This window comes from Candidatus Poribacteria bacterium (genome assembly GCA_021295755.1).
Taxonomy (GTDB): domain Bacteria; phylum Poribacteria; class WGA-4E; order WGA-4E; family PCPOR2b; genus PCPOR2b.
This window is the reverse complement of sequence record JAGWBT010000073.1, coordinates 1-5,841: the sequence shown is the minus strand read 5'-3', so window position 1 is coordinate 5,841 and position 5,841 is coordinate 1. Positions and strand designations below refer to the sequence as shown.

General features: G+C 51.9%; 4 protein-coding genes. 2 read left to right on the top strand and 2 right to left on the bottom strand.

Annotated features, from left to right (window positions below; genetic code table 11):
- Positions 1–325: 325 nt before the first annotated feature.
- Positions 326–1,216, bottom strand: a complete 891-nt coding sequence (locus J4G02_12030) for a formylglycine-generating enzyme family protein (GenBank protein ID MCE2395307.1) — start codon at positions 1,214–1,216, stop codon at positions 326–328.
- Between the two features lie 1,034 nt (positions 1,217–2,250).
- Between J4G02_12030 and J4G02_12025 the strand changes: the two genes are divergently transcribed.
- Entirely contained in the window at positions 2,251–3,714 is a 1,464-nt protein-coding gene (locus J4G02_12025; GenBank protein ID MCE2395306.1) for a sulfatase-like hydrolase/transferase, read from the top strand.
- A gap of 53 nt (positions 3,715–3,767) precedes the next feature.
- Complete coding sequence (locus J4G02_12020) at positions 3,768–4,742, top strand: GNAT family N-acetyltransferase (protein ID MCE2395305.1); 975 nt, start codon at positions 3,768–3,770, stop codon at positions 4,740–4,742.
- Between the two features lie 127 nt (positions 4,743–4,869).
- On the opposite strand, the gene J4G02_12015 is transcribed toward J4G02_12020, so the two are convergent.
- Positions 4,870–5,700, bottom strand: coding sequence for a creatininase family protein (locus J4G02_12015; GenBank protein MCE2395304.1), 831 nt, complete (start codon positions 5,698–5,700; stop codon positions 4,870–4,872).
- Positions 5,701–5,841: the final 141 nt, after the last annotated feature.

The window sequence follows — 5,841 nt, the reverse complement described above, 5'->3', positions numbered from 1 at the left end:
AGACGCTAAACTCTAAGAACGAGAATGTGGAATTGCTAACAAAACAATCCCTGTTCTTTAGAGCGGGGAGCGGTCAAAAGATTAGGATTTAAGGTAATTCGCTTTTACCCACAAAACCTAATTGTAGCAGAGGCATTGGGCATTGTCAATAATATACCGATTATGGTGTAAATTTCAGGCGCAACCCTACCATTTGCTTTGAATCACGAAGTGAAAATATAGGGTATTTTCGAGGCAATAATCCGCGTCCGCTGCGTCATCTATTTTATGCGTGATTCAGGAATTAACGCGGATAAAAGGGATAAAAAAGTAAAGATTTAGGGGGTTACTGAGCCTTCACACAACGGAACCCGGTGTCGAAGTAGGTTTTCGTAGGGTTCTTCGAGCTGCGATCAGCGACCCGCACAGTTGCCTCGAACCACGATCCACCGCGCAACACGCGGTCTGATTCGACGTCTGTGAAATTGTTTATAACCCAATCCAGACCATTCGCCCCGGCAAACGGATTCTCACGTGGTGAAATAGAATAGAAATCCTGATTGTACTCATCGAGACACCATTCCCACACATTGCCCACTATGTCATACAGCCCGTACCCATTCGGCGGCAGTTTGCCCACCTTCGCCGTATCACCAGTTGTCCGGTTGTTATCCCCAGCCCTCCTGCTGATGTGCACCTGATCGTAATCCCATTCATCGCCCCAAGGATACGTTTTACCCGCCAACCCACCCCGTGCGGCATACTCCCACTCCGCCTCCGTCGGCAACCGCTGCCCTTGCCACTGTGCATAAGCCATCGCGGCATACCAACTCACATGGACCACCGGGTGCCTCGTTTTCCCAGAAGGATAGGCATTCCCCTGCCAGTCTTTCAGGTAGTTTCCACTGTGGAATCTCTCGTCAATTTTATCTTTTCGCCAGCTTGGATTCGCACGTACGAACTGCTGATACTCGAAATTGGTAACCTCGTGTTCGTCCATAAAGAACGCATCGACGTAGACGGTGTGCACGGGTCGTTCATCTTCTGTTCTTCTAGTCCACCAGATGTTTTGAGGCCACTGGTTGTTGCTTCCCATCTGAAACTCGCCTGCGGGAATCAACACCATTCCCTCCGGCGGAATAGGCTCTGAGGATGGAAGAATCTCGACACTGATTTTGGAACTCTGAACCGCTTTGTTTACACCGTCACTGACCTGAACGAGGACGGTAGCGTTCATCGGTTCTCGAGGGACAGTCCATACCCCGGCTGCATCCACCGTCCCGTCGCTGACTTTCCATTTATAGGTCAACTTGTCGCCATCAGCGTCATGGGCAACGACTTCCAATTTGACCTTTTCGCCGGCTTTGATCTGCTCCGGCACAATGAGACGATCAATAATAGGTTGACTATTGATCGTTTCTGTCTCCTCATCGTCACCGCAGCCTACCGCGAAGAGTGCCCCTATCATCACGATAAACATGGAAAATGTGGAGATTTTTTTCATTTTCATGAGAGGCTCCTTTCCGTGTTGATTGTTGAGGCTTCAAAGATGTCTCAAATCGGTGTATGACTGAGCTTTTTACCCTAGATAATTGGATGCTTTATGATATTTGTCAAGCAAAGAGATGTGCTGTTTTGTTGGGTTCTGTTGACATTTTGGTGTTGAGATAAGCATCTCAACCTACAGGACTCAATGGTTCTCACAATGGGATAAGGGCGCTTGTTGAGGCTAAGGAAGAGTAATACGTAATTGGATAATACGTAAGGAACGGAACGCGGATCTGCGTTCCATATGAATTGCCCTCGCTGCACTGAACTGCTTAGGCTATGGACCGGACCAGTTAAAAAGTCCGATTTATGCCGTTCCGTTCCTTCTTTATAAAATCGGAATCGGGGTGCACAACCGACGAGTATAGGAAGCGGGCTTCTATCGCGCCGCACATAGCTAGTAATTTACATTATTCTATCACCTTCAATTAAGGATATCAATGGTAAATCATGGGGGAATTAGGGTGATTTAGTTTTCTGCTTTGATAAGATTGGGATTTCGCTGCGCTTTCAGTAGTGTAATTACATTTTGTTGTGATATACTAACCAAGTGACATGTGAAAACAATTTGTTCATGGGTTCATTTGTGAATGCCCTGATAAATCGGGACAGGCGAGACTAGGAGGGCAGGTGGGGTTTCGCTACATTCAATTTGAACGGGGTGGAAACGACATCCTTACCAATGGAATTGGTATGACAAACCACGATAGGAGTTAGCGCGAAATGTCCGAAAGACCGAATGTCTTGGTAATTATGACAGACCAACAGAAAGCCACCGCGAGTCACCTCTACGGCAATACCTTTTGCGAGACGCCATCCATGGAACGCTTGGCGAATGAAGGAGTGCTCTTTGAACATGCTTTTACGCCTCATCCCCTGTGCGTTCCAGCACGGATTTCGCTCTGGACCTCGCAGTTTCCACATTCGCACGGTGGCAGACGCAATCAGACCCTGATGCCAGATGATGCAACCCATGCGTTCCAACTCTGGAAGGATGCCGGATACCACACAGGCTTGATTGGTAAAAATCACTGTTTCGAACGGGCGGCAGATTTAGCGCTGTTCGATACTTGGTGCGAGATCGGTCATGGTTGGATGTCAGGACACGCAGAGACACGCGGCATGGAGTGGTTTCGTTCAATAGAGGGGATTCGGGCTGCCCATGAACTGCGGCGGACAATGCCCCCCCAAAGTCCACGCTTCGGTTACGCCACCTCCGATTTTCCGTTAGAGGACTATTCCACAGGGTTGATTGCAGGTCAAACAGTCCGTTTCCTAGAGACCCACCGAGATGACCCTTTCGCGTTATGGGTTTCGTTCCCAGATCCGCATGAGCCTTGGGTTGCACCAGAGCAGTACGCTGCGATGTTCCCACCGGAGCAGATTGATCTGCCTCCTTGGCGAGAGGACGAATTTGATGAACGCGCGCCTGAACGGAATCGCGTTCTGTATCAGATGCTAGGTGTGGCGGATGATGCCCTTGAAGATGTGTATGGTGTAATGGGGGTTTATTACGGCATGGTACGCTTTATTGACGACGGTTTAGGACAGATTCTGGACGCGCTAGAAAATTTAGGACTGCGCGAAAACACTATCGTGGTGTTCTGCTCGGATCACGGTGACTTCATAGGTGAGCATCAGATGCAGTGCAAGGGTGGGGTCTTCTATGACTGCTTGACCCGTGTGCCGCTGATTGTCTCTTTGCCCGGTGAGATTGCTACGAATGTGCGGGACGACAGCATGGTGAATCTAATTGACATCGCGCCGACGCTACTGGAACTTCAGGGGTTAGACATACCCCGCTCAATGCACGGCGAGGGACTTCCAACCGTCACCGCCGCCGAACCACGAGATGTAACGTTTTCCGAATATGGCTCTGGGGGACCGCCCTTCCGACTGACGGATTTGGAGAAACTACCGCAACCCTACGGCAGACGTGCGTTGATACAGTCCTTGCAGTGGCGTGAAGCAGAGGGCAGGCGCAAGATGGCTCGCACCCGATCGTGGAAGTATGTGCACGATCCGATGGGCGATCGCGATGAACTGTATGATCTGGAGAACGACCCGTGGGAGTTGGAGAATGTGGTAGACAATCCCGCCCACCGGGAGGTGCTGGCAGACCTGCGGTTGCGTTTGGCAGACTGGAGTATTCAGACGGAGGACGCGAAGCCTGTACCGTTACCGTAAGAAGAACACATGAACCTTTGATCGTTCCGATCTCATCGGGCTGGAGGGAAGCTATGGATTTTACGCGAATCAACGTACCCCTACCGGAGGGACTTATCCCGGAGTTGACCGCATTCTGGGAAGAAATTTTCGAGACCTCCTATGAAGACTTCAAGCCTATCTTTGCTGGCGATGAAATCGAAGACAACGAGGATATCCTCTACCTAATGCGACAGGGTGAAGACTTAGCAGGCACCTCCCATCTCACCGTTGGCAAGGCAGCACCGCGATTGGGCGGATTGGGAGAGGTGGCGACACCACCTGCGTTTCGGCGTCAGGGAATCGCTGCCCAGCTCTGCGAAGTCGCTCGCGACGATTTTCGGGGGCAGGGTGGTGAGGCGTTTTTTCTCGGTACAGGCAACCCTGCGGCGGCACGGATATATTATCGGCTCGGTTGGCGGAAACTCGCCGGTGCTAACGTGATGGCACTGATCGAATCTGGCAGTTCGCCGGAGGCGTTTCTGGTGGACTACTTCAGGGAAGCGGAGGGACAAACCACCATCGTACCGGGCACGTGGGCACAACGGATCCCTATGATTCCGCTGATCGTTTGTCCGCATGACTGGCAGGTGTTAGACGCCAACGCGGGCATATTTTCGACGCGCTATGCGGTGCAGTCGTCCTGTATGGGGTTGTATCCGAAATATGATGCACTTGTCCAACAGCAGAGTGGCACTTGGTTTGGGGCACAGACGAACAGCGGTCATCTGATTGGACTGGCGACAGCACGCCTTGATGGGACGGGCGTGTGCCATGTGGATGGTTTTACGCATCAGTGTTGTTTGGATGCTTGGGGGGATTTGATACAGGCAGCCATGGATTGGGGTGCGAATCGTGGGGCGACGGAGTGGTGCGGAATGCTCTCGGTCGAAGATGAGGACAAGCAATCCCTGTTTGAGTCATTGGGATTTGAGGCGACTGGAGAGGGTGAAGCGTTTACGTTGGGGGAACGGCCGGTGCCGTCGGTTCTACTGAAGCGATCTGCCTAAAGATTCGCCCTGCTGGGATTTTAGTGAACCCCAACCTACACCACTGCAGCCCCCTAAGATGGCTCCGTTCCGAGAGTCCGAGACTTGGATATGCCTATCCAAGCCGAGGGGGCTTGCCGAATAATTTCTACGTCCATGCGGTTTTTCTTGATATGTGATGTTCGTGCTGGTCACGGCGGGGTGGAATTTCCGTTCCCCTCAATTCACGTATCAACTCAATCAGTCCTTCCGTTGCTGCCTCCAAGAACTTCTCTCCTTTTTCCACGGTGGCTTTGGTCGCATCGCCTAACACGCCGCTCGCGGTCTGCGAACTCCAGTAGGGTATCAAACGTGCAGCCGACCCTTGGGGATGTGTACCCGCAAGCAGATCCGTTTTGAAACTCGGCGGCAACGGCGACCTTTCATCGACCGCCCGACTCATATCGACCAGATCCGGTTTTAAGGCGAGATAGAGGGCAGTTTCATATTCTCCTCCGTGTGATGTCCCACCATACTCAGAATCCCGGACCTCGGCACCGACATCCTTAAAATGGTTCACTGAACCGCAGAGGATCTGCCCTTCATATTCGATATTCGTTAACCGCGCTGCGAGGTCGAGGGGAGAGGCATTGCTCCCGTGACCGTTGACAATGAGGATTCGCTTGAATCCGTGATGGGCAAGGCTGCAACAGACATCCCTAACATACTTGATAAAGGTGTCCCAGCCGATGGTGAGTGTTCCGTGAAAATCCATGTGGTGTGGACTGTAGCCGTGCGGGACCGGCGGCGCAAGCAACGCCTCCGATGGGATACGCGCCACGGCGCGTTCACAGATGCCCGTACAAAGGACGACATCCGTATCAACAGGGAGGTGGGGACCGTGGTCTTCGTACGTCGCAACAGGGAGGACGGCAACACGGTCTTGTTCGGCAGCCTCTTTGGTTTCGTACCAGATCATTTCAGCGAAGCGATATTTCATTGTTTTCTCCTTAATTTCGGGTGGTCTCTTTACTATGTGCAAATTTCAGCTGTCGGTGGATTGGCGTAACACTGATAGTGGGATTCGACCTCCGCCTCCGGCGTAATGCCCTCATGGACGTAGGCGCGGAATTGGAGGCGA

Bases quoted from the DNA above. Each gene is read 5' to 3' on its own strand.
- J4G02_12030 (MCE2395307.1), bottom strand. From the start codon at position 1,216: ATGAACGCTACCGTCCTCGTTCAGGTCAGTGACGGTGTAAACAAAGCG.
- J4G02_12025 (MCE2395306.1), top strand. From the start codon at position 2,251: ATGTCCGAAAGACCGAATGTCTTGGTAATTATGACAGACCAACAGAAA.
- J4G02_12020 (MCE2395305.1), top strand. From the start codon at position 3,768: ATGGATTTTACGCGAATCAACGTACCCCTACCGGAGGGACTTATCCCG.
- J4G02_12015 (MCE2395304.1), bottom strand. From the start codon at position 5,700: ATGAAATATCGCTTCGCTGAAATGATCTGGTACGAAACCAAAGAGGCT.